Genomic DNA, 22635 nt, shown 5'->3' with positions numbered 1-22635 from the left:
CATCCTGTACGTCCTAGCTTTTTTGTACAATGTTTACTTCAAAAATTCTAGAGCTGATATCGAATAAATTTTGGTTAATCTTAAGTTATGAAAAGGTTAAAAAATTGATTTTTACCTATAAGAGTTAATTATTCAAAAAATTTCCAGTATAAGTGTTTAAGCGGGTGATGATGGTTTTTATGCCGCAGTTACACTATTAGACAATGTTTGAAAATTCGTATTGTCAGTATAAAAAGTTTTAGATCCCCTTAAATCCCCCTAATAAAGCTATACATTAGTCATATCTTTACTTAACAACTGGAGTATAGACTAAGTAATGCAAAACTACCCAGCAGGGCTGAGTTAGTCAGAGACTTAGCAAAAATATGAATAATCTCCGACATTAAACAGCTACAGATGGTTCTTTACGCGGTGGTTTTGCTGTCTTTTTAACTATTGGAAATGGGTTTTTACGTAGACAAGTTTTCCCTGGTGTCCAACCCGGAGACTTTCTGCAAGGTTTGGGTGGACGGGTAGGAGTACCAATCACTGCTAAAACTCCTCTTATAGCTTGAGCAACTCGTCCAGGGGTCAATTTGTACAAAAATATGCATCAATGCTGCGTGCCAGGTTATAATCGTCCTGCTGAACTTGAAGCAATTTTTTATGACTTCTATTTACAGCAGTTACCGGTGTTATGAGGTACAGTAACAGCAATTAGTAAACCAGTTTTTTAAATGTTTAGGATTCATTAAGTTGAGTGCAACAGAAATGACTGTATCAACCATTTGTGTTGTAGTTGGAGCAAAACTGCGTAAAAAAGATTTGAGTTGTGACCACCATAATTCAATTGGATTAAAATCGGGAGAGTATGGGGACAAACAAATAACTTTTGCACCTACAGCTTCAATCATTGGTTGAATTGATGCTAGTTTATGAGCGGGTAAATTATCCATAACTACTACCGCTCCTGACCATAATTGAGGTACTAAAAACTTCTCAATAAATACATCAAAGGCTTTACTATCCATTGAGTTATTCATGGTCATTAATGCCAGAACTTTTTTAATACTAACTGCTCCAATTACTGTTACCTTCGACCCGCGATAAAATGGTTTTAGCTCATATACTCTTGTTCCCGGTTCTGAACGTGCATGAGTTCTTCCTAAACCCAGTATTACTCCTGTCTCATCTAAAAATATTAAGTTATCTGGATCTATATCTCTTACCTTTACCCAATATTCTGCTCTTAACTTTTGGACTCTTGGAGTTGCTGCTTGACTACTCCGCAATGTTTTTTTTTACGATTTAATCCCAATTTTTGTAAGCAGCGGCACATTCCAGTCCGACTCACCCAATTTCCAGTCTTAACTGCAAATAATTCACATAACTCTACTATTGTTGCATCATAATTCTCTACAACCAGTTCTCTTAACTCTGCTTCAGCATTTGTGAGATGACTAAAATGCGGCTTACCTCGCTTTATGGGTTCTAGATTTCCATCAACTTTTTGTTGCTTTACCAGCTTTTGGACTAGACTTTTGCTAACAGCAAATCTGATTGCCACTTGACGAATTGATATTTTTTCCTGAATATGTGCTGCAACTATTTTTTCTCGGAGATCGATTGAATATGCTTTCATGAAAAGATAATATTTTTCTTCTTACTAACTGTACCTCATAACAACGGGAAGTGCTGTATGTTGACCGTTTGTAAAGGCTAAGTAGAAAGTCATACCAAACTGTTTAAAACCTTCACTGTCAAGAGGGGCAGATGTGCCAGCCATGTAAGCAACAAAATTGGGGCTTAGAAGTGCCAAGGCTTGGTTAATATTTCGGCTGTCGAAAGCTTTATAGAACTTAAGAACGATATCTTTATTTTGTTCAGTTGGACTTATTTCTCTACACATACAGCCTGACAAATAGCTTATTTAATAATTTATCATCCTATTGTTGAGTAAACTGTACCAATTTAAAAAAATTGTACACGCTCAAAAAACTTTGAGCCATTCTTGTGAAAGAAAGATGAACTGCATTGGCTCACAAAAATATTGAAATCGCTCGGCTGTAGCAACCTAAGAAATCCCGCGCTGAATTTTATGATTTTAGGGCAATAGCTTGCATTTTTCCCTCTGCTGCAATTAGCTAGACAATGTTTGTTACAGCAATGTCATCAATAACACCAGAACAAAAATATCCCTGACTTTTTAAAAAAGTCGGGGATATCAAGCTCTCAATCTTTGGAAATTAAATAGGATTACCAAAGCTATTTAATTGCACACAATATCACTCAAATTGCACAAGCGATCGCCCCGATACAACAATAAAACCCACAGAATCAAGCTTCAGAAGCGGCTGACGAATTCCCTCTAGAATGGCTGCATTTAAAGCAGTTTCTATCTTCAACTCTTCAGCTAATGCATTATCCCAACTTTGCTGATTTAAACGTAGACGTAATTGTTCTACTCTATTGGCTAATTTCTTTTTAGCGACTTGAGCACAACTTTGACATAAATCAATAAAATCGGGACGATTGGAAAGTAATTCTGAAGAAGTGTTACGCACTTGATAGCAAAAATTTTGCCATTTACTAGGATCGACAAAATCGTCAATAATTCCTAAGCGCTCTTTTGCTAAGTTGTAATCTCGTCCTTGATTATTGTTTTTATCTTTATATGGACGTTGCAGAATACTTAAGAGCGCTTTATCCTCAACAACCCGTATTGGCTCTTTGCGACCATCAACATAGATAGTTTCTATAATTGGTGGAAATAGAGCATCAACACGTCGCTGCAAGTTTTTGAATTGAGAATTATCTAGTTTGTTATCTAGTAAAACTTGTTTGGCAATTCTTAAATTTGCCTCGACTACATAATTACATTGAAAACCGAACCACTCCTTTCCTTCTTTCGCATCCCAAGAAGCATCAGTGCGCCACATCGCAAAGGCTTCACCTCGGTCATCCCAGTTTACATAGTTCAAGAGTGTTTCGACAAATCCTTCCCCAACTCGAAAGAGTTTAATCCCAGTATTCTGGTTTGCCACTCTGCGATTATAAGTACCAAATTGGTCTAGATAACTCTCAGCAAAACGGTCTTTTAACTCATTTATCGGAACCAATGTCCGCGTTGTTGGTTGATAACGTCGCATCTCTGATGAATCTGGATTATTCAGTCCTTTAAATCCCAGCGCGTCACAAATCCAGCCTTCAATTGCTCGTTTCATTTCTAGATGACAAGCATCGTAATTATCTAGGTCTTGAAAATACTCGGTAGCAATTTCATCGTTGGCATCAATTTCATCTAGAGCATTTTGTTCGCTAATTTTGGCTATTTCCGCTTCAATTTGCTCTTGAATTGGTGAAACCATCTCTAACAATCCAGCTGCACCTGATTGAAACAAAACTGTTTCTAATTCTGCGAGTTTCTCATCGACATAAAACTGGAGACTGGCAATTGATTGTTGGAAAATACCAAACCCATCTTTTAATATTTTATACCAAGCATTGTGAGGGCTATCTTCCAAGTAAGGGCCAATCAAGGCACTAGATTGGATGCCAATTTTGCTGCCAATGCGGTCAAGTCTGCCAATTCTCTGTTCTAATTGATTAGGCGACCAAGGAAGGTCAAAATGGATTAACCAATCGGCAAACTGGAGGTTCCGTCCTTCTTCTCCAGAGCGATCGCATACTAAAATAAAGCAGTTTGGGTTATTCTTAAACCTATTTAAGCCTTCCTCAACTTTGTCTGGCGATTCTCCAAATTGATGGCTGGCTATTGTCTGGGCACCAAAGGTATTAGATAAATACCGGACAATTTCGCCACCAGTTTGCACAAAATTGGTAAATACAACAAATTTGGGCAGAATGTCGCCAGTAATTGGTCTCTTAATTCTCTGCTGTATTCTCGTGATGAATTCGTTTTGATTCTTCCGAACGTTTGCGGGAATTTTGAAGTATGTACCTAGCTGATTCAGCAGTACTGTTTTCAAATTTTCCGTCCGTTGTCCATCCTCTTGAGGTTGACGAACAATTTTTAGTAAAGATTGGAGAATTTCTTCTTCCCCTGAAAATTTGGGGGTTGTAGTTAATAGGCGAACATCATCTTCTTTAAACTCTTGGATGAGTTTAGCATGAGGTTTCGCAGTTAAACGCGCCGTAATTACCTGCTCTAAAATGCCTAACCAAGTCCCAGCAGCGAGAAATAACAGCAGAAAAATTCGCTGATATTGCTTTTCATTAGGAGCAACACTTTGCCATTGATTCAGGAGTTCGTGGATATCAAGCGATCGCTCGTCTAAATCATACTCTTCTTTTGGCGTAAAGTTGCGGTCAAATATCACATCTTCCACCGCAGCGCGACGGTTGCGAAGCATTCGCCGATGTAGTCGATAGATATCGCTAACATGGATGCGAATCGCTTGGATGATTTGCTCTTGCTTGGTAGAATTTGCTTGTAAACAATTTTCTAAATCATCCGCCAGCTTCAATAAATACTTATCCTCAACAAACAGGTTTCGTAGTTGCTGCAAGTTGCTTTTGAGAACCTCTGATTCTGCACCTTCTTTAAAAGAAAGCAGAAGTTTACCAACTTGTTGACGGCTTTCAACTTTGGTGCGGAAACTTGCTAAATCGCCCAGTTTATAGGTTGTCGGGTCGAGTAAGTGCAACATGGCCAGAAAATCCTGCTCGTGATTGAGAACCGGAGTGGCAGATAATAAAAGTAAGCGATCGCTTTTATGAGCCAGTTCTTTGCAAGTCTGAAACTGCTGGCGCACTGTTGCATCCTTAGAGGTCGCCATTGCCGCAATATGATGGGCTTCATCTAAAATTAAGCAACCTATCCTTGCTTTCAGGTTGATTTTATGGATATTTTCAACCGCCAGCACTGCTACCCGTTTGGGAAAATGGGAGATGTAAAACTTGTTTTCTAACTCAGTTTGCCATTGTTTGAGCAAATATTGCGGAACTATTACCACTGCACCTTTTTTCGGTTCATCGAGAAGAAATTGACGCAGAATCGCACCCGCTTCGATGGTTTTTCCAAGTCCCACCTCGTCTGCTAGCAAGTAGCGTTGAATTGGGTCTTCCAGTACCCGCCGCACTACTTCAACTTGGTGAGGATAAAGATTAATATTTGCCGAAATCAGTCCCGTCATCCCGCGACTCACAGCGCGTTGCTGAATCAAGGATTTCACGAAAGCCAATCTTTTATCGTGGAAATAGGGCGTTTCGTGACCCTTCATCGCCAGAGTTTGGATAGGGTCTGTGTTTGGGAGATTACAACGAACGTAAATGTCTTCTTCAAATGCGATCGCAGTTTTCTTATCTGGTAAATCAATTTGATACATTTCTGTATCATCATCCCAGATGAAAACTCTGCCAACTATCCATTTATCCTGAGTTTGGGACTTAATATAGCATCGAGCTTGGGGTTCCAGCTTGACTTGAGAAAGAGAATTTAAAGGTAAAGTTTTTTGGAGACGTTGCCCTATAGAGCAGAAATACTCAACGATTGCATTGGTATCAGATATTTCCGTAACTTTTCCGATACCCAAAGAGTTATTCTGGGACTGTACCAATAAACCAAGCTTAATCATAGATCCAGTCCCCTGAACATACTAAAAGAACCTTCCAGACTAGTTTTTAGCCCATATCTGGCAGTTTTGTCGATCAACATTATAGATAATAAACTGGTATTACAGTTTTTGTGAGAGCGATATCTACCACTGGCTATTCAGCCTCGCTCCACCACAGCCAACTATTAACAATTTAAAATTCAAAATTCAAAATTCAAAATCCAAGACATTTTGAGTTGGGGATTTAAACCCCGACTCAAAATATGCTACGACAAGACGTAGCGCAAAGTCTGAGTCGAGGTTTCCTCGGCTCAGAACTTTGTAAGAGAGGGGTCTTAAACCCCTGAATGTACGATAAAATTAGCAATTTTCAGGTAAATACACCACACAGTAGAGGTACAGCATTGCTGTGCTTCTACAACATATACGGTTCAATTAAATGAAAACTGGTGTAAATTTACATTTATCAGTAAAGTTTTTGCGTAAAAGCATAACGTTGTTAAGCGCAGGGCGACACAATGGCATTGTTTGCCGACGCATTGGCATTGTCAGCCGACACAATGGCATTGTCAGCCGACACAATGGCATTGTTTGCCGACGCATTGGCATTGCAGGGTATGACCAAATTTAATTTGCTACGAATTAATGAAATGCTGTACTTAACTGATTATGTGGTGTAACAGATTTACGCTTTGGCTTGAGAAGACCACGATACAATTAAGATTGTATATATTTATTTACTATGAAGAAAATTAGAGACAACACAATTAAGTTAAATCAATTTTTAAAGTTGATGGGTATAGTGCCAACTGGAGGTCAAGCCAAGCTGATGATTCAAGGTGGCGATGTCCAAGTAAACGGTATGCTAGAAACTCGACGAGGACGGCGACTAGTACCAGGCGATAAAGTAACAATCCAAGGACAGACTTTAGAAGTGAATTTGAACAACAATGAAGACCCAAATGTAATGATAGATTTAACAGAACAAACCGAGTAAAGAAAATTTATCCCAAAGTTACAAGTTTCTCTTTTGCTTTGTGAGTAATGCTGCAAATTTCCAACAAAGTTATCATCCCACAGACTGAGATTGAAATTACTGCGATTCGCTCCCAAGGAGCAGGAGGTCAAAATGTAAATAAGGTATCTACCGCGATCCACTTGCGCTTTGATATTGCAGCTTCATCATTACCCGATTATTATAAACAACAGCTTTTAAAGCTCAACGATCGACGCATTAATCAAGAAGGAGTAGTTGTAATTAAAGCTCAGGAACACCGAAGCCAAGAGAACAATCGTGAGTCAGCTTTGAAACGACTTCAAGAACTCATTCAAAGCGCAGTTGTCGTGACAATCAAACGCAAACCCACTAAACCAACTCGCAGTTCTCAAAGAAAGCGCCTTGACCACAAAAGTAAACGCGCACAGGTTAAATCTAACAGAAGGCAGGTGACAGATTGTTGATTTATCTGTTATTCGTAGAAAATGCACATATTATTCAATATCAAAAAAGATGAATAAAACATTACTAAATATATTGGTGTTTGCGCTTTTAATCTTGTTTATCATCTCTCCCTTTGCCGCCCTTGCTAGTTTAATGCTTGTAGTGTTAGTTGCGGCATTTTTATTTTTAATAGGGGACACGTTTCAAGCAATTATTGGTGGCGACACTGACCCGAAAAAGTCATAAAAGCAAAATTCAAAATAAAGATAGGGATTTCTACGAAAAAGCCGCTTCCAAAGCAATACTTCTTGGTTAAGGGGAAAAGGGGAAGGTGGGGGCCCCTCTAAGGATAAGGGACGGGGGAAAGGGGAAAGAAAAAACCTTTAACCCAAACCTAGTATCCTTTTTCCAAAACCCGATTCCGAATTAAAAATGCACAAAGCGAGAAGTATTGGCTTCTAAGGTGCGATCGCTTTAGCAGAGACAGTTTTCTATCTGTCACAGCAGGAATTAATATACAGCAGTTTTCTTTTGCATGAAGTACAAAGTTACGGGTTTTGAAGCAGGAGGCAGGAGACAGAAGGCAGGAGGTAGAAACTATTTTTATTTGATGTTGAGTCTTGCATTTTGTACCTCATTTACTTGCAAACTGCTGTATATAATAAATAATTTCCTTTTTTATAAATAAAAATACCTAAAATTCATTTATGTGGGGAGTAATAATTATATTTGCTGAAGATAAACACACTGAAGAATAGTAGGTTAAACTAAAGAAAAAGAAAAATTAAAAATTATTAGTCACAATATAATAAATATTAGGAAAACGAATTATTGATAACTTTCATAACAGTCTAAACATTTTTTATAGTCAACTTCAAGCAGAATACATAGATGCGGATAATTGGACATATCAACTACAAAAGGTACTACCCATGAGTTCCCGCGCACTGCTGTTAGTAAATCGTCATGCTCGCCAAGGGCAAAAGGGTCTGTCAGAAGCGATTCAATATCTAAAAACACTTGGCTTTGATTTAATTGAGGAGTCTACAGAAGATCCCAAACATCTTGCTGAAGTTATACTTCGCTATAAGCATCAAGTTGACTTGGTAATTATTGGCGGAGGAGATGGTACTCTAAATGCCGCAGTAGATGCTTTAATTGAGACTCAGTTACCTTTGGGAATCTTGCCTCTAGGAACTGCTAACGATTTAGCGAGAACTTTGGGAATCCCAAATTCCCTCAACGAAGCTTGCAAAATTATTGCAGATGGATATTTACACCACATCGACTTGGGTTGTGTGAATGACAAACACTTTTTTAACGTTGCCAGTATGGGATTGAGTGTAAAAATTACCGAACGACTTACCAAAGAAGTCAAGCGCCGTTGGGGAATATTTGCTTATGCTGCCACTGCATTGCAAGTGATTTTGGAAGCTAGACCTTTTACAGCGGAGATTGCGATCAACGGTGAATTAATTCGCGTCAAAACAGTGCAAATTGCTGTTGGTAACGGTCGCTATTACGGTGGTGGTATGGCAGTGGCTCACGATGCCACAATAGACGATCAAAGACTAGACCTTTATAGCTTGGAGATTGAACACTGGTGGCAGGTTATATTATTACTACCCGCAATGCGACGAGGGCGACATATACATTGGCAGACTGTACGCTCCCATCAAGGTCAAGCAATAGAGGTACATACTCGCAAACCTCACCCTATTAATACAGATGGTGAAATCACTACCTACACACCTGCTCATTTTCGCGTTATACCTAAAGCTATAGCTGTTTTTGTACCCCTAGAAAGCAGGAGTTAGGAGTCATCAATTTTAGATTTTCCTTCAATTCAAAATCTAAAACTGGCAGTGTTAGAAGTTATTCTCCCTCATCTCTCTTTACTACAAAGTGGGAACTCGCATCAACTCACACCAAATGCATCTGAGATTTTCTCAAGATATAAAGTCCCTGTTGCAACGCCTAGCTGAACAACCTCTAACTCTAGGTGATATTCTGACAGAAACCTCAGAACGGGGCTTTAGTCTAGTAATTACATTATTAGTTTTGCCTTTTTTATTTCCTATGCCACCGGGATTAACTGGCCCATTTGGTGGTGCTTGTTTACTGCTGTCAGTGCAAATGCTTTTAGGAAAGCGATCGCCTTGGCTACCAAAAAGAATCGCTAACTACAAATTTCCTCGTTCCTTCGCCCAGTTACTTTTGCAAAATTTGGGACGGCTTACCAAAGTTTTCCAGAAAATCGCCCGTCCTCGATTAGCAAAAATAGCTTATAATCCTTTAGTTTGGCGAATTAATGGATTTTGTATCTCTTTATTAACAGTATTACTAATATTACCAATTCCGTTTACAAATCCTATCCCTACTATCGGTATTTTACTTTTGACTGTTGCCACCATCGAATCTGACGGTTTATTAATTTGCATCAGCTACGGCATAACTGCCCTGATTACTTTGCTGTTTGGATTTATTGGTTATGCAGTGTGGTTAGCTCCTAGTTTGCTGCCATCGATATTGAAATAATAAAAGCCTCCAGCTTTTGGCTGAAGGCTGTAAATTCTTAAGGTGCATCTACCATTTATTAATCCGCTTTATTTATTGCCATATCCGGGAAAATTAGAATTTTAAGTAAATTTATTTTGTTTCTGGATAAAAAAGTATCAGCGATAAAAAAAAGCCTTCAACTAAAAGCTGAAGACTGTGATTTAATTAAGGTGCATCTACTATTTATATATCCGCTTTAGTTATTGCTGCATCAGGAAGAATTGAAAAAAATGGATGATTGTGGAATTGATTTCGTTAGCTACAACAGTAGTACTAGTACGCTACGGCGTAAATAGAGCAACCATTTAAAATCCTTAAAGAGCTTATTCCATAATACTTTTGACTTTTGACTTTTGACTTTTGAACGCCAGTTGCTTGGCTGTCAGCAGAGCCGGACGCCAGTCGCTCATGGGGAAACCCCCAAGACCGCGCTGGCTCCCCAACGCACTGGCTCCTTTTGACTTCCGCCTTGCGGTACTAGCCTCAATGAGGATCGCCTACGGTATTTGACTAGGTAATCATAGATTAACTTCACATTAATTTTACAATTATCCCCATTTTACTCTGAATACACAAAGTTTCTGTTAATATCTCTGATTTGATATCCGTAATAGTACGAATTTAGTTTATTAGTTGGGTATATGACTATGAAAGTTAGACACACCCAACTTGATGAAGCGATCGCAATTTCTATTAGCCCTTGCTAGTCTTAGTATTGTCGGGGGAAGCTTTTTTCTGAGAACAACTTTTAGCAGTACTAGTGAACCTAAAATTATAACTGATACATCACGCTATAAAGAAATTCGTAATCAACTATGGTCTGATAATGACCAAGTAAAACATTTTCCTAATGAGATTCCCCCTGATGCTAAAGACGTTCGTATTGCTTACTCTCCCCAAGTTTTGCAAGGAAGTAGTTTTTTTCAAATTAGGTTAAAAGAGCCACCAAAGAAGATAGAAAAATTACTTTCACAATATAAAAATATTGCCAAGCACAAATATAGAGGTGGTAACACAAACGACCACATAAATCAACCTAACGGTGTGCCGACAACTTTCTTCTACACTAGTGACTCTCATACAGAATCTTTTCCAGCTACTTATGAAATATTGGTATTAAATACAGATGACAAAGGTAGACCTGGCTTTAAGTGGAATCATGGAGATAGCTACGGCGTTGCTATTAATAGTTCCACCTCAGAAATTATCTATTGGTCTGAAAAATGGTAATTAGCAATTCAAAGTGAATTTGAATCGCCATGAGCAAAATCATTATTTAAAACATTCTACTTAATAGACTTCTTGGATAAATTAAAAGCCCTCATCCTAAATTGCGAAAAGGGGTTGGGGAATATACCAAGATCCCGTAGGCAAATTTTGCATTTGTGCAAGAGTCTAATAGAAAATACTTATATCTCACACAGAAATTTATTTTACTGGTACAGTTAGTAGTGTTGTATTTTATTCACACTATATTAAGTAATAAAGTAATAAAGGGTACCAGATGAAAGGTATAGTCAAGAATCTCCTTGATGAACGAATCAAATCGATGATTAGATCGTCCGACCTGTATCAAGTTTTATATAATAGAATGCATTCCAGAAAGCTAGCCCTTACAGGCAAAAGACTTGATATTTGTGCCAATGAAGTTGCTATCTATCTACTTCAATGTGGTAAAAAAAAATATGTATTACGTGATAAAGTTTGTCTTGAAATTGGAAGTGGATGGTTACTTACTCATTCGTTAGTATTTTACCTTCTTGGAGCAAAAAAGGTTTATGCAACGGATGTTTGTCCATTATTACAACCCGAAAACATTTTCAAAGCCGTGTGTAATTCTGTAGATTGGAGTATCTTAGATAGTCTATCTACATTTGAAGAGCGAGATATTATCCACTTACGTTTAAAAAAACTACTTTCATTAAAAAGCTTATCTGTAGAAGTCTTACAAGACTTGGGTATAGAATACATTGCTCCAATTAATTTGTCTGAACAAGTGCTGAATTATGACAAAATAGATTTTATATTCTCCAAATCTGTGTTGGAGCATGTCCCAGTTGATGATGTTGTGCCACTTTTAGAAAATCTTGTAAGTAGCCTCTCAGAGGATGGCTTCATGTTTCATCTCATTGATTTACTAGATCACAGAGATAGAAAAAAAAGACCATTTGAATTCTTTATTTATCAACAGGAAGCCTACTCGAGAGAATTACAATCAAGGTGGGGAAATCGAATTCGGCGAAGCCAATGGAAGCAGATATTTTCTAGCCTTAAGCATTTGGACTCTAAATTTGTATTTGAGTGGTCGCATAAGGACGCAGAATTACCAGAAAAAATCGACTCGTCTATTCAATATACAGATGAAGAAGATTTAAAAATCTCTCATCTTGGTATATTTGGAGAATTCATATAGTTGACAAAAGTTAAGTTTTAAGCAAGGATAAATTCTAAGTGAAGGCTTGCTCCACTCAGATTTCACTGTCCTAAGTGTTGCTTTTATCCTTTTGAATATATCACTTTGGGTAGTTAAAACTGATGGCTAATATAGCTAAAATTTATAAGTGATTAAAAACTATCTGAATATGTAGAATGCCAACTGCTTTAATTACTGGTGCCTCTAGTGGTATTGGTAAAGCCTTTGCTCAAGAACTAGCTGCACGCAAGACAAATCTTGTACTCGTTGCTCGTTCTGAAGACAAACTAAGCCAATTAGCGAAACAACTACAAGAACAACACAAAATTCAAGTAGACGTTATAGTAAAAGACCTCACAGAACCTAATGCAGCTGCTAGTGTATTTGAGACTACAAAAGCAAAGGGATTAACTATTGACTTATTAATCAACAATGCTGGTTTTGGTTGTTATGGTGATTTTGCTGAAGGGGATGGAGAAAAACAAGTTAAAATTGTACAATTAAACATTTTGGCATTGGTAGATTTAACCCACAAATTTCTACCATTGATGCGGCAACGTCGTTATGGAAGTATTATTAACGTATCCTCCATTACCGCATTTCAACCGATACCATACCTTTCTGTTTATGCTGCTAGCAAAGCTTTTATTCTCAGCTTTAGTGAAGCGTTATGGGCAGAAAATTATCAGTATGGTGTCCGTATTTTAGTCACTTGTCCAGGGCCCATAGAAACAAACTTTTTTGCAGAAGCTAATTTTCCTCCAGCACTGGCAAGCAGTACAGATAAGGTGTATTCTTCCCAAAAAGTGGTTTTGGAATCTTTAGAGGCTTTAGAAAAAGGCTATCCAACTGTTATTAGCTCTGATAGTAGTACTCAAATTAGAAGCAAATTATCTCGACTTGTACCGCGCAAACTTCTACTGAATATGTTAGCAAAACACTTTAAAGCTTAAGTATTAAGTATATATTTAGGAGTAGAGACGCAATTAATCGCGTCTGTACAAGTTCGGAGTTTGAATTTAGGGGTTTAGAGTTAAGAGTTAAATAAACTGGTGTATTCAAAACTCCTCACTCTTCACTTATTACATATACCTTGTTAATTGAACTCGGTAACGCTCTTTTTTTGTAACGGCTATTTCCCCAACTTCTAAACGTCCTTTAGAGCGAATGGCAATTAAGTCGCCTGATTTGACTTGAGAACTAGCTTGCGTAACTTCCTTCCAATTGACGCGGACATCACCAGCATCGATGAAATCAACCATTTTGCTGCGGGACATACCAAAACCAGCAGATGCGATCGCATCTAATCTTAAAGAAGCCTCCACAGTAGTTAATTCTTTTTTCTTGGGTTCCCGAACCTTTAATTCAGTTAGCTCAATCTGCTGAGTTTTTACAGGAACCGATCGCACCTGTTTGAGGCTCATTGACAAAAATTCCACCAACTCTGGTGTAACAATCGCTTGCGCTCCTCGTTCTCCTAAGACAATCACATCTCCCGTCTTTTCACGAACAATTCCTGTCCCCAACATTGCGCCTAAAAAGTCGCGGTAAGAGGCGGTATCAAATAGGAAATTACCAGCAATTTCCACAGCTACAAGGCTGACTTGAGATCGATCTAACGGAAGTTCTGAACGAGCGATCGCTATTCTTTGGCGTTCAGCTTGCGGATATCCACCCCACGCCACCAATTGCACTTCTGTTAATCGGTTAAATACCCGTTGAATTTCTGCCAATTCTGGGGGAGATAGAAAATCTGTCAAAACCACTTCCCAAGTTTTGATCGCTTGCTCTGCTTGGTCGATTACACGAGCTACACTATCTCGATTTTCAACACCTTTTAAAAGTTCTTCTCGTGGCAACATTCTTAAAAATTATGAGTTATGAATTGAGAATTAATCTGCTAAAACTATATTGATTCTAGCTTTAATTCTCATTTCAGCCATTAGTAACAAGTTAAGGCTGTAAGGCATCAGAAGCACTAGCACTATAGACGACTCATATCAAATTTGGTGCTATCACTTTTCGCAAGTCTACCACTAAAGGGAAACAACCTCTAAGGTACATCTCCACATGATGACGCACCACAGTTGCGGCTATTTTCTGGCTGACCAAGGACGACAGGGGTACTCAAGCGTATTTCGGACATACAAACATTCAACATACAGCCCGCTACACTGCTCAAAACTCAAAAGGTTTGAGTCTTTTGATTAGGACTGGTTAGCCAATAGATTAACGTCTTACTTGGATTGATACTTTATTCAGTATAAGCTCTGCTGTTTAAGTAAAAATTTTAACTTAAAATCCGAATAGTATATTTTTTAAGCAGTTTCTTCAATCAAGAATTATTACTAAATGAGGAAAAATGGATTATCAATTTATCCGTGGTCAAAGTTACAAAAGAAGAGATATTTATCGGATTATTAGCCTTCCAGAAGATACAAAAGGTGGTAATTGGGAGACAGGGTACAACAGGCGCAAACAAGATTATTTTATTTTTTGTAATATAGGTGTAGCTGGTACAACTGGTCACGACTATAACAATCACTTTCTAGGAAATGATTTAGTCTGGTTTGGGAAAAATGGCTCAAAAATCCAGCAGCCTACTATTCAAAATTTAATTCATCCCAAAGGTAAAATTTATATATTTAAAAGGTCAAGTAATAAAGAACCTTTTATATATTTAGGTTTAGGAAAAGCAAAATCATTTGAGGAAACTTCACCTGTTAAAATAATTTGGGAATTTATTGACAACAATGAATTTAATCCAATAAGCTTACCTGAAGAAGTAATAGAAACAGAGAAATACTTTGAAGGATCAATTGAGCAGATTGCAGTTAATGTTTATGAACGTAACCCCGATGCACGGCAAAAATGCATAAAACACTATGGTGGAATATGCCAAGTTTGTGGATTTAGTTTCGAGGAGGTATATGGAGTAATTGGTGAAGGTTATATCCACGTTCATCATTTAAAGCCATTATCAGAAATTGGTAAAAAGTATGAGCTTGATCCAATACAAGATTTGCGTCCAGTATGTGCTAATTGTCACGCAATGATTCAGATGATCTGCAAGACTTTATAAACGAACTGAGTCAGGCTTTTCGGTTGATAGATTCCTCAACTAGAGCATGGGAGATAATTGACGCGATCATCCATGAATGGCATGAGAGCGCCGTAGCGATAGACCCCAAGACCGCAGTGGCTCCCCCATGCCCCATTCCCCTCTTTAAAACTATCTTGATTCTAACTTTAATTCCCATTTCAGCAGATTTTCATCCCTAGCAATTTGTTGCATTCCCAGTTTTTCTAAAATGCGAATCGAGGCAACATGATCCTCTGGAGAATGAGCGATAATTCTCTTGAGTTCTGGCTGAGTAAAGGCAAAATCCACCAGTGCTTTCACTGCTTCAAAAGCAAATCCCTGCTGGCGATAAGCTGATAGGACTTCATAACCCATTTCTACAGTTCCTGTGCGATCGGGTTTGCCACCAAATCCCAAATCACCAATCAGGGTAGAATCAGCAACGTGAATCATTAGCCAGATACCCCAACCCAACTGGGAAGGATCATCTACTAGCATCTGAGCATACATTGGAAAAAAATCTAGCACTTCAGATGCATACCAATCATCAGGAACCCATACCCCCAAAAGCTTTTCTACTTGGGGTTTATTTCTTGTCACAACGGCTTGCGCCACCTCCAAAGAACAGGGAAGTAACTCAAGTCGCTGTGTCGTGATGTGTAAACTATGATTCATTCATTACACGGTACTTGTGTCGGCATAACCTTGGATATTTTCTGGATCAAACTGACGTAATATTTTGGTTGCTTGGCGAGTAAGAGTTTCAGAACCTTGAACGACAACCAAGTATTTACCCTCATCTAAGCGGTTGCGATAAGGTAAGGCATCACCGCCACCTACAAGTAAACCGACTCCGCCACCGACAAACACACCACCCATTGCACCACTAGCAGCACCCAGCAGTCCGCCAACAATGTGATTGCCAACTTCACCCGCCCAAGCAAAAGTATCTAAACCAGTAATGAGGCTGAATGTAAAACCTGCAAAAAAGCCAAATGGTATCAGCCAGGTTGCCATCTGTTTTGCTTGCTTTTTAGCTTGGTCTTTGGGGTCAATTAAGCCAAACTCGTCAGCTGTTTTATACCCCCTTCCCAAAATAGTGCTGTTAACGCCTTCTTTTTCTAAAGCTAAGTAAGCAGCTTCGGCTTGAATGCGGTCTGGTAATACGGCAACAAGGTAATTCATTGATTTTACAATTTGTCTAATAGAAGTTTTGCCTTAATTAACAGCGTATCAGTCGTGGTCAAATCATCTTGCATTGGGTAGGAGTTAGGAGTACAGACGCGATTAATCGCGTCTGTACAGGAGTTACTCCCCAACGCTAGCTCTTAAGGGGCTGTTTTTGTTAAGTCTGTGTTAAACTCAACTGCAAACTGCGTAGGCGTAGCCCGCCGCAGGCATCGTACAATTTAGCACAAATTAAATGTACATCCGATCACTTTAGCGAATCTAGTGGCTCACAAAAATTGTTTACGCCTTGCTTGAGGACATAAATCAAAACTGGTGTTGCCAAAATTTTCGGAAATGTCGGCATTGCTTTTAGATGTTCCATCATTTTTTGAAGTGAAGTATTAAGCAAATCTTCGCGATATTCTTGTTCGCAAATCACCACACGCCATTTTCTCGCCAAGGCATCTAACCACTCGGAATTTGCTCTTTCTGGTTCTTGTCCGGCTCGGATAGCTAGCGTCATCGCCGCATCTTCCAAATCTCCATCACAGTCTTCAATCAAATCCAGCGCTTCCATATCGCTGGGATCTTCTGCCAATTGAGAGCGAAACTGTGCAATTTCTTGAGATGTTACTTTAGTCATGAGTCTTTGACAAGGCCAGCGATGCCTACGGCGGTAAACTACGGACACTCAGTTATGCTACATCATTTCACAAAATTGCTGTTACAAATACGTTTTTCGGGGTGCTTTCAGAATCAAAAATCTGTCTTGGAAGGTTGAGTTACTGCCTTGCACGGGTCTTTCGGTTTGTTCGCTCTTAGCGTTTAGCAAGTGGTGACTGTTTTAAAGAAGCCCACGCACCCGGCGATATCTTGCTACAGACTTTCCGTAAAATCAAAAATTTTATACAGTCAGTAACAGATTTTACCAACAATACTTTTCTTTAGCTTTTAATAACTATTTGCAATAATTTCGTAATGTGAGTGGTGTCACATTTGCGGGAAATAATGACAATCGAGGTATTAGGTTTAGTTTGCGAGGGTTTGGAGCGCAGGCGTATTCAGGTAGTGTCCCTGTGTTGCGAGATGGCTTTAGGGTATAATTTCTTAATTGCGAATGGGCGAAAAAGCGAATTGGTATTAGTATATTAGTATTAGATGAAAAAATAAGCTAAAAGCCTCATTCTTCAATTTAATTATTGAAAAATGAGGCTTTTAAAATTTTTAATTGAGAAATAAATCAGCAGTATTAGCGGAATGCTCTGAGGGTAACAGACCGTTGTAACTGAGCTAAAGCGCGGTTATAATCCAAAATTGCTGTGACTCGATTACCTTCAGCTTGTGTAAGATCATTTTCAGAGTTAATGACATCAGTTTGAGTACCTACACCAGCTTGGAATCGCAAACGTGCTAAACGTAGAGCTTCCCTAGCTTGTTCTAAAGCGGTATTAGCGGTTTGAACATTCTCCAAACTAGATTGTTGGGTAGAGTAGGCTTGTTCTACCTGGAAGCGAATTTGATTGCGCTGTTCAGCAAATTGAGTTTCTGCGATCGCAATATTAGCTCTTTGCTGAGCTGCTCTTGCTCTTGCTGCTCCCCCATCATACAAATTTAGGGTTGCCTGAACTCCGAATGAATAACCATCAGTAGCGCTGACATTATCATTGAACTGGTCTAGCAGGTTGTAGCTAGCGACCAAACTAACTTGAGGACCCAGCTCCGCAAGGGCCTGCCTACGCTGTTGCTCATTGGTATTGCGTTGTGCCAACAACTGTTGCAGTTCCGGACGATTTTGATAAGCCAACACAATACTTTGTTCTAAGGTTGGGTTCCAAAGACCAGCTAATTGTACAGGGTCAGCCGCACTGATATTTATCGCCTGCGGCAAACTTATCCGAGTTGCTAATTGACGACGAGCAATTGTCTGCTGGGATCTAGCATTAGTTAAATTTTGTTGGGAATTTGCTAAATTTACCTGCGATCGCAACACATCAAACCGTGTACCAACCCCAGCTCGCTCTAACGCTTCTGCATCACGCAAACTAGCCTCAGAGTTCACTACAGCCGACTGACTAATGCGTACTTGTTCATCCGCTTGTTGCAGATTGTAGTAGTCAGTAGCTACATTCAAACGGATTGTCTCAGACTGAGTTTCTACAGCAAACTCATAGTAACGTACCTGTTCTTCAGCCGCTCTGATGGTAGCTTGCACTCTCCCAGAAGTATAAAGGTTATATGAAAGTTGTGCTTGACCAGAAAAAGATGTGCTGGGTTGATCTTGGTTAGATAATAAGCCATTTCGCCCATTTATTTCGTCCTGAAGCTGACTACCAGCAGACTGACTACGAGTCAAATCCGTGCTAACTCCCAGAGTGGGCAATAAAGCAGCTTGCGCTTCGTGTAGAGCCGCTCGATTGCGTTCTAGCTCCAATAAGGACACCTGTAGATCGTGATTGTTACGCTTTGCTAGCTCCAGAGCCTGTGTCAAAGTAATCGGCTGATTTCTCTGAAGTTGCACTTCCTCCGGTTTGGTGGGAAATTGCAGAGGATTTGAGTTAGGAATCAGGTTGTTTGGAATTTGCACCGACCCTGACGGTACAGGAGTTACAGTTGCTGGTACAGTAGCAGGTTGCACCGAACCCCCTGGTGCAGGAGTTACGGTTGTTGGCGTAGTGAGAGTTGGCGTTGAACCCTCTGGTACAGGAGTTACGGTTGTTGGCGTAGTAAAAGTTGGCGTCGAACCCTCTGGTACAGGAGTTACGGTTGTTGGTGCAGTGATTGGCGTTGAATCTGTCGGAATCGGGGTATTACTCTGAGCCAAGCGACCAATAGCATTTTGTTGTAAGCAGGTGCTTGAGGTTAATAGCAAATTAGCCAAGGAGTCAGTTTTGCTTTTGCTCAACTCCTGTGGACACCTCTGCGCTGACAACAGTTTTGCTGCTCCTGCACTTGTGACTGAAGTTTGTAAAAATGTTTGTAACTGAGTAACAGTCTTTTTCTTTTGAACCACTGGCTGCTGTACAGAAGACAGGGACAAAATTTCTTTTTGGACAGAAGGGGGTTTTGAAGTGTAGTTGGGAACTACTATCTTCTTTAATTTCTGCCAATATGCGCTTGAATTACTCTGTTTTTGGTTATTTTGAGCAGAACGGCTGATATCAAGCTCTTGGGAAGGATTAGAGGTAGGTGTCAAACTGAAAAATCTACCTTCATCTTTCTTAAGTTGTTGTTTTATTGGCACAACAGTATTTTCAGTCGTGAACACTGGAATACTGTTATTACTTAAAGGCTTTACACTAAGTTTAGAAAAACCCAAAGCAGGTACTAGGGTTGGAACACTAACATTTGCACTTTTAGGCAGTTGCCTATTTATGGTGTCCACAACCAAGCCTTGACCATCAGTAGAAGTCAAAACACTAGGAGAAGACGCCAGTTGTACCCCAGTTAGTTTCGCAGTACCAGCCCAAGCAGGCTGAGTTGTTAAGACCGCTGCCGTTACACCAGGTAAGAAGCTATAAAATAATTGCTGTCCTTTCACCGCATCCCTCACACGAAAATCAATCTAGCGGCAGAAAACCTTTCTTCACCACAGAATATAGCACGATACTAAACTTAGGAAAGAATATACTACGATACTAAATTTAGGGTTCGGAACTCTGTTTGTCTTCAAAACGCCTAACAATGCGAGAAAGTTCCGCCTTTTCATCGATACTAACGCGAGTAGGAGCACCGCTGATAATCCGTTCGTAGTTTCGGAAAGAATCTTTAATTTCGGGTCCATCAGCAGTAATATTATACTCACGAATGCCCTTATCATGCCAAGAGCCGCGCATTTTAAATACGTTAATTGCCCGCGACATATCTCCGCGAATTTCTACGTACTGTAACATCAGAATTGTATCGGTAATCGTGGAAATATGAGAGTCAGTAATCGAATGCGCTCCTAAAAATTGGTCGGTTGTGTTGGTGAAGAAACCAGTAATTTCTTCTTGTTTAGCATAACCTGTCACACCAATTACAAACTGCCGAAATGCATTATTCGTAACTCCTCTAGCTAGTGCTGATAGGGAATCAATAGCAATCCGAGTGGGTTTGAAAATAGCAATTTCTGATTTAATAATTTGTAAGTGGTCTTCTAAACCAGTTGATTCCGGATAGGTACAGATTATTTTAAGTAAACCTTGATGCTCTAATTCTTCAAAATCAATTCCCCAAGAATAAGCATTACGAGATAGTTGGGCGCGTGATTCTTCATAAGCAAATAATATTGCCTTTTCTCCATTAAGGCAGCCATCTTGAATAAACTTACTGACTAACAGGGTTTTGCCAGTACCTGTGGCTCCTGTTGCCAAAATAATTGAATCTTTAAAGAAACCACCACCGCACATTTCATCTAAGGTTTTAACACCAGAAGATACCCTGATATTAGAAGAACGTTGAGTCAAGCGCATTGCTCCCAGTGGGAAGATGTTAACTCCTTCATTAGTAATTGTGAAAGGATATTCGCCTTTCATGTGAGTTGTGCCGCGCAACTTGAGAATTTCAATTGTGCGACGGCGGCGTTCTCCTTCTAAAGCGTTGCGGACAATTACTACATTATCGGAAACAAATTCTTCTACTCCAAAAGAGGCAACAGGCCCATATTCTTCACTACGTTCAGTGGTAATTAGAGTGGTGACACTCAATAATTTGAGACGTGCTACCAGACGAAAAATCTCGCGTCGCACTATTCCCATCGCTTCATACTGCTGAAATACCGCTGTTATTGAGTCGATTGAAACTCGTTTAGCTTTGTATTTGCGGATGGCATATTGCAAGCGCTCAATGAGTGCAGAAAGGTCAAAATTTCCCACAATATCTTGACCTTCTGGATCGGGAGATGCATCAAGAATAAACAACTTACCTTCTTCAATTAAGCGGGGCAAGTTCCAACCAAAAACATGAGCATTTTTAATAATATCACTAGGTGATTCTTCAAAGGTTACAAATACTCCTGCTTCATCAAAATAAGTAATACCGTTATAGAGAAACTGAAGAGAAAATAAAGTTTTGCCTGTGCCGGATGTGCCGCTGATCAAGGTAGTTCTACCAATTGGTAAACCACCATGACTAATATCGTCAAACCCTTCGATCATCGTCCGAATTTTTTTTATACCCCCAATTTTTGGTGGTTGTTTTGGTTCTAGTTGCTCGTTTTCATTCATTGCTTGATAACAAAAGGGTATTGAAATCTATTTTTTTATTACTAAAACTTGTACTTAATTTTTTCTGATTAAAATTTTATTCTTCTAAATCTTCTTCACTTAGTTCTTCATAGAGCAAATCTAATCCAATCAACACTCTTTCTCTATCTGAAAGATCCCCAATAATTTTGCGAACGGGTGGAGGTAAAATTTTAGATAATGTTGGCGTTGCCAATATTTTATCTTCTTCTGCCAGTTGCGGACTTTTCAATACATCAATCACTTTTAAAGCATAAACACCTTCAAACTCTTGCTCTAAAATATCTTTGAGTATTTTTAATGCCCGGACTGAATTTGGAGTATTTCCTGCTACGTAAAGCTTAAGTACGTAGGTTTTTCTGGCTTTAATCATATACTTAATAACTGTCATGAGCATAAAAATAACAAGATGCATTCGCCCTACAGCCCTTCTCCTAAAGGAGACGCTACGCGAACGGGCATCCTACGGCAGGTGTTGGTGCGCTATCGTACATTGGGAGTAACTAGCAGCTTGTTCCAAGTGGAATATACAGCGATAAACTTAATTTATTTACAAATCGAACTCCTATAGGCTTCGCACAGGTGAGCCAGGATATCTATCAATGTTAGGCGGTAATCAAGTAACGTTTCATTGCTCCTTCCTTCTAATTTTAGCTGGTTAGAAAATTCTTCAATTATCTCCATGTGAATTTCGATTATTTGGGGCACAGGAATATTAGCATAAAATATAGTATTGATATATTTATCAATTTTCTCTTTGAGTGTTTTCTCTGTAGTAAAATAATTTATAAGAATCAAGCTATAATCTAATTTAAGCTGTCTTAATAATTCTTGTCTTTCTTCTGGAGTCATCTCCTGAAAATGCTGTTGACTTTTTTGCATCTGACTGGCAAATACATAAACGTATTTGCTAGTGTATGCCCAACTTGGATTTAGTTGCGACCAATTTGGTAAATAGTTGATTTTTGCAGATGTGGTTGCAGCAATAGGTAGGTAGCCAAATTGAGTAATAATTGCGTCCATCAATTTACCCACCCACGTACTCAAACCTTTTAGGTTGGCTAAGTCAACTGGATTATTTAAGCATTTGTTAACATTAGATTGCAGAATCAATATCGGTAATAACATTTATTCTTGAATATATCTCCTTGATCGCCCTGACCAAGAAACGCGGGTTGATAAGTTTGATTAAG

General features: G+C 39.1%; 23 protein-coding genes. 11 read left to right on the top strand and 12 right to left on the bottom strand.

The window, feature by feature from the left end; genetic code table 11:
* Positions 1-382: 382 nt before the first annotated feature.
* From V7K56_RS21770 to dpdE, 4 genes are all read right to left on the bottom strand, one after another.
* Positions 383-583 (bottom strand): hypothetical protein, encoded by a 201-nt coding sequence (locus V7K56_RS21770; protein ID WP_334913473.1) that lies wholly within the window; start codon positions 581-583, stop codon positions 383-385.
* 91 nt (positions 584-674) lie between these two features.
* Positions 675-1271: a transposase gene (locus tag V7K56_RS21765; protein WP_334913471.1), complete on the bottom strand. Its 597-nt coding sequence runs from the start codon at positions 1269-1271 to the stop codon at positions 675-677.
* On the bottom strand, positions 1229-1621 hold the full coding sequence (locus tag V7K56_RS21760) for a helix-turn-helix domain-containing protein (protein ID WP_334913469.1): 393 nt from the start codon (positions 1619-1621) through the stop codon (positions 1229-1231). The genes V7K56_RS21765 and V7K56_RS21760 overlap by 43 nt, the downstream gene beginning before the upstream one ends.
* 643 nt (positions 1622-2264) lie before the next feature.
* On the bottom strand, positions 2265-5576 hold the full coding sequence (gene dpdE / locus V7K56_RS21755) for a protein DpdE (protein WP_334913467.1): 3312 nt from the start codon (positions 5574-5576) through the stop codon (positions 2265-2267).
* 497 nt (positions 5577-6073) lie between these two features.
* Here dpdE and V7K56_RS21750 point away from each other — a divergent pair, with 497 nt between their 5' ends.
* The 9 genes from V7K56_RS21750 (at position 6074) to V7K56_RS21710 (ending at position 12921) form a co-directional block, all read left to right on the top strand.
* Positions 6074-6235, top strand: coding sequence for a hypothetical protein (locus tag V7K56_RS21750; protein ID WP_334913465.1), 162 nt, complete (start codon positions 6074-6076; stop codon positions 6233-6235).
* Between the two features lie 62 nt (positions 6236-6297).
* Positions 6298-6552 carry an RNA-binding S4 domain-containing protein gene (locus V7K56_RS21745; protein ID WP_334913463.1) on the top strand — a complete coding sequence of 85 codons (255 nt, stop codon included), beginning with the start codon at positions 6298-6300 and terminating at the stop codon, positions 6550-6552.
* A 47-nt stretch (positions 6553-6599) separates the two neighbouring features.
* The gene (arfB, locus tag V7K56_RS21740) at positions 6600-7016 is read left to right on the top strand and encodes an alternative ribosome rescue aminoacyl-tRNA hydrolase ArfB (RefSeq protein WP_334913461.1); all 417 of its coding nucleotides are present in this window, start codon (positions 6600-6602) and stop codon (positions 7014-7016) included.
* A gap of 49 nt (positions 7017-7065) precedes the next feature.
* Positions 7066-7242 carry a hypothetical protein gene (locus V7K56_RS21735; RefSeq protein ID WP_334913459.1) on the top strand — a complete coding sequence of 59 codons (177 nt, stop codon included), beginning with the start codon at positions 7066-7068 and terminating at the stop codon, positions 7240-7242.
* Positions 7243-7928: 686 nt separating this feature from the next.
* Positions 7929-8813: a lipid kinase gene (locus V7K56_RS21730; protein WP_334913457.1), complete on the top strand. Its 885-nt coding sequence runs from the start codon at positions 7929-7931 to the stop codon at positions 8811-8813.
* A gap of 115 nt (positions 8814-8928) precedes the next feature.
* Positions 8929-9534, top strand: a complete 606-nt coding sequence (locus tag V7K56_RS21725) for an exopolysaccharide biosynthesis protein (protein ID WP_334913455.1) — start codon at positions 8929-8931, stop codon at positions 9532-9534.
* A gap of 693 nt (positions 9535-10227) precedes the next feature.
* Entirely contained in the window at positions 10228-10785 is a 558-nt protein-coding gene (locus V7K56_RS21720; protein WP_334913453.1) for a hypothetical protein, read from the top strand.
* A gap of 361 nt (positions 10786-11146) precedes the next feature.
* Entirely contained in the window at positions 11147-11968 is an 822-nt protein-coding gene (locus V7K56_RS21715; protein WP_334913450.1) for a hypothetical protein, read from the top strand.
* Between the two features lie 176 nt (positions 11969-12144).
* Positions 12145-12921 carry an SDR family NAD(P)-dependent oxidoreductase gene (locus V7K56_RS21710; protein ID WP_334913448.1) on the top strand — a complete coding sequence of 259 codons (777 nt, stop codon included), beginning with the start codon at positions 12145-12147 and terminating at the stop codon, positions 12919-12921.
* Between the two features lie 129 nt (positions 12922-13050).
* On the opposite strand, the gene V7K56_RS21705 is transcribed toward V7K56_RS21710, so the two are convergent.
* Positions 13051-13830 (bottom strand): photosystem II S4 domain protein, encoded by a 780-nt coding sequence (locus V7K56_RS21705; RefSeq protein WP_334913446.1) that lies wholly within the window; start codon positions 13828-13830, stop codon positions 13051-13053.
* Between the two features lie 500 nt (positions 13831-14330).
* On the opposite strand from V7K56_RS21705, the gene V7K56_RS21700 reads away from it, so the two are divergent.
* Positions 14331-15050 carry an HNH endonuclease gene (locus tag V7K56_RS21700; RefSeq protein WP_334913444.1) on the top strand — a complete coding sequence of 240 codons (720 nt, stop codon included), beginning with the start codon at positions 14331-14333 and terminating at the stop codon, positions 15048-15050.
* A 150-nt stretch (positions 15051-15200) separates the two neighbouring features.
* Here the strand turns inward: V7K56_RS21700 and V7K56_RS21695 are convergent, their stop codons facing one another.
* The 3 genes from V7K56_RS21695 to V7K56_RS21685 all read right to left on the bottom strand — a co-directional run bounded on the left by V7K56_RS21695 (position 15201) and on the right by V7K56_RS21685 (position 16863).
* The gene (locus tag V7K56_RS21695; protein ID WP_334913442.1) at positions 15201-15725 is read right to left on the bottom strand and encodes a GNAT family N-acetyltransferase; all 525 of its coding nucleotides are present in this window, start codon (positions 15723-15725) and stop codon (positions 15201-15203) included.
* Positions 15726-15728: 3 nt separating this feature from the next.
* A complete protein-coding gene (locus V7K56_RS21690; protein WP_334913440.1) occupies positions 15729-16235 on the bottom strand; it encodes a hypothetical protein in 507 nt (168 codons plus the stop codon).
* Between the two features lie 250 nt (positions 16236-16485).
* Entirely contained in the window at positions 16486-16863 is a 378-nt protein-coding gene (locus V7K56_RS21685) for a hypothetical protein (RefSeq protein WP_334913438.1), read from the bottom strand.
* A 337-nt stretch (positions 16864-17200) separates the two neighbouring features.
* On the opposite strand from V7K56_RS21685, the gene V7K56_RS37190 reads away from it, so the two are divergent.
* Positions 17201-17323 carry a hypothetical protein gene (locus tag V7K56_RS37190; protein WP_442940136.1) on the top strand — a complete coding sequence of 41 codons (123 nt, stop codon included), beginning with the start codon at positions 17201-17203 and terminating at the stop codon, positions 17321-17323.
* Positions 17324-17469: 146 nt separating this feature from the next.
* Here the strand turns inward: V7K56_RS37190 and V7K56_RS21680 are convergent, their stop codons facing one another.
* From V7K56_RS21680 to V7K56_RS21665, 4 genes are all read right to left on the bottom strand, one after another.
* Entirely contained in the window at positions 17470-19758 is a 2289-nt protein-coding gene (locus V7K56_RS21680) for a TolC family protein (RefSeq protein ID WP_334913436.1), read from the bottom strand.
* A gap of 103 nt (positions 19759-19861) precedes the next feature.
* Positions 19862-21424, bottom strand: a complete 1563-nt coding sequence (kaiC, locus tag V7K56_RS21675; protein ID WP_334913434.1) for a circadian clock protein KaiC — start codon at positions 21422-21424, stop codon at positions 19862-19864.
* Between the two features lie 76 nt (positions 21425-21500).
* Positions 21501-21815: a circadian clock protein KaiB gene (gene kaiB / locus V7K56_RS21670; RefSeq protein ID WP_334913505.1), complete on the bottom strand. Its 315-nt coding sequence runs from the start codon at positions 21813-21815 to the stop codon at positions 21501-21503.
* A 173-nt stretch (positions 21816-21988) separates the two neighbouring features.
* Positions 21989-22570: a KaiA family protein gene (locus tag V7K56_RS21665; protein WP_334913432.1), complete on the bottom strand. Its 582-nt coding sequence runs from the start codon at positions 22568-22570 to the stop codon at positions 21989-21991.
* Positions 22571-22635: the final 65 nt, after the last annotated feature.

Origin of the sequence: Nostoc sp. (assembly GCF_036917535.1) — a bacterium.
GTDB lineage: Bacteria > Cyanobacteriota > Cyanobacteriia > Cyanobacteriales > Nostocaceae > Nostoc.
The sequence above is the reverse complement of the archived record's forward strand: the minus strand, read 5'-3'. Positions and strand labels throughout refer to the sequence as shown.

Bases quoted from the DNA above. Each gene is read 5' to 3' on its own strand.
- V7K56_RS21705 (WP_334913446.1), bottom strand. From the start codon at position 13,830: ATGTTGCCACGAGAAGAACTTTTAAAAGGTGTTGAAAATCGAGATAGT.
- V7K56_RS21760 (WP_334913469.1), bottom strand. From the start codon at position 1,621: ATGAAAGCATATTCAATCGATCTCCGAGAAAAAATAGTTGCAGCACAT.
- V7K56_RS21690 (WP_334913440.1), bottom strand. From the start codon at position 16,235: ATGAATTACCTTGTTGCCGTATTACCAGACCGCATTCAAGCCGAAGCT.
- V7K56_RS21735 (WP_334913459.1), top strand. From the start codon at position 7,066: ATGAATAAAACATTACTAAATATATTGGTGTTTGCGCTTTTAATCTTG.
- V7K56_RS21725 (WP_334913455.1), top strand. From the start codon at position 8,929: ATGCATCTGAGATTTTCTCAAGATATAAAGTCCCTGTTGCAACGCCTA.
- kaiC (WP_334913434.1), bottom strand. From the start codon at position 21,424: ATGAATGAAAACGAGCAACTAGAACCAAAACAACCACCAAAAATTGGG.
- V7K56_RS21695 (WP_334913442.1), bottom strand. From the start codon at position 15,725: ATGAATCATAGTTTACACATCACGACACAGCGACTTGAGTTACTTCCC.
- arfB (WP_334913461.1), top strand. From the start codon at position 6,600: ATGCTGCAAATTTCCAACAAAGTTATCATCCCACAGACTGAGATTGAA.
- V7K56_RS21710 (WP_334913448.1), top strand. From the start codon at position 12,145: ATGCCAACTGCTTTAATTACTGGTGCCTCTAGTGGTATTGGTAAAGCC.
- dpdE (WP_334913467.1), bottom strand. From the start codon at position 5,576: ATGATTAAGCTTGGTTTATTGGTACAGTCCCAGAATAACTCTTTGGGT.
- V7K56_RS21665 (WP_334913432.1), bottom strand. From the start codon at position 22,570: ATGTTATTACCGATATTGATTCTGCAATCTAATGTTAACAAATGCTTA.
- V7K56_RS21730 (WP_334913457.1), top strand. From the start codon at position 7,929: ATGAGTTCCCGCGCACTGCTGTTAGTAAATCGTCATGCTCGCCAAGGG.
- kaiB (WP_334913505.1), bottom strand. From the start codon at position 21,815: ATGATTAAAGCCAGAAAAACCTACGTACTTAAGCTTTACGTAGCAGGA.
- V7K56_RS21685 (WP_334913438.1), bottom strand. From the start codon at position 16,863: ATGACTAAAGTAACATCTCAAGAAATTGCACAGTTTCGCTCTCAATTG.
- V7K56_RS21715 (WP_334913450.1), top strand. From the start codon at position 11,147: ATGCATTCCAGAAAGCTAGCCCTTACAGGCAAAAGACTTGATATTTGT.
- V7K56_RS21700 (WP_334913444.1), top strand. From the start codon at position 14,331: ATGGATTATCAATTTATCCGTGGTCAAAGTTACAAAAGAAGAGATATT.
- V7K56_RS21750 (WP_334913465.1), top strand. From the start codon at position 6,074: ATGGCATTGTTTGCCGACGCATTGGCATTGTCAGCCGACACAATGGCA.
- V7K56_RS21745 (WP_334913463.1), top strand. From the start codon at position 6,298: ATGAAGAAAATTAGAGACAACACAATTAAGTTAAATCAATTTTTAAAG.
- V7K56_RS21720 (WP_334913453.1), top strand. From the start codon at position 10,228: ATGAAGCGATCGCAATTTCTATTAGCCCTTGCTAGTCTTAGTATTGTC.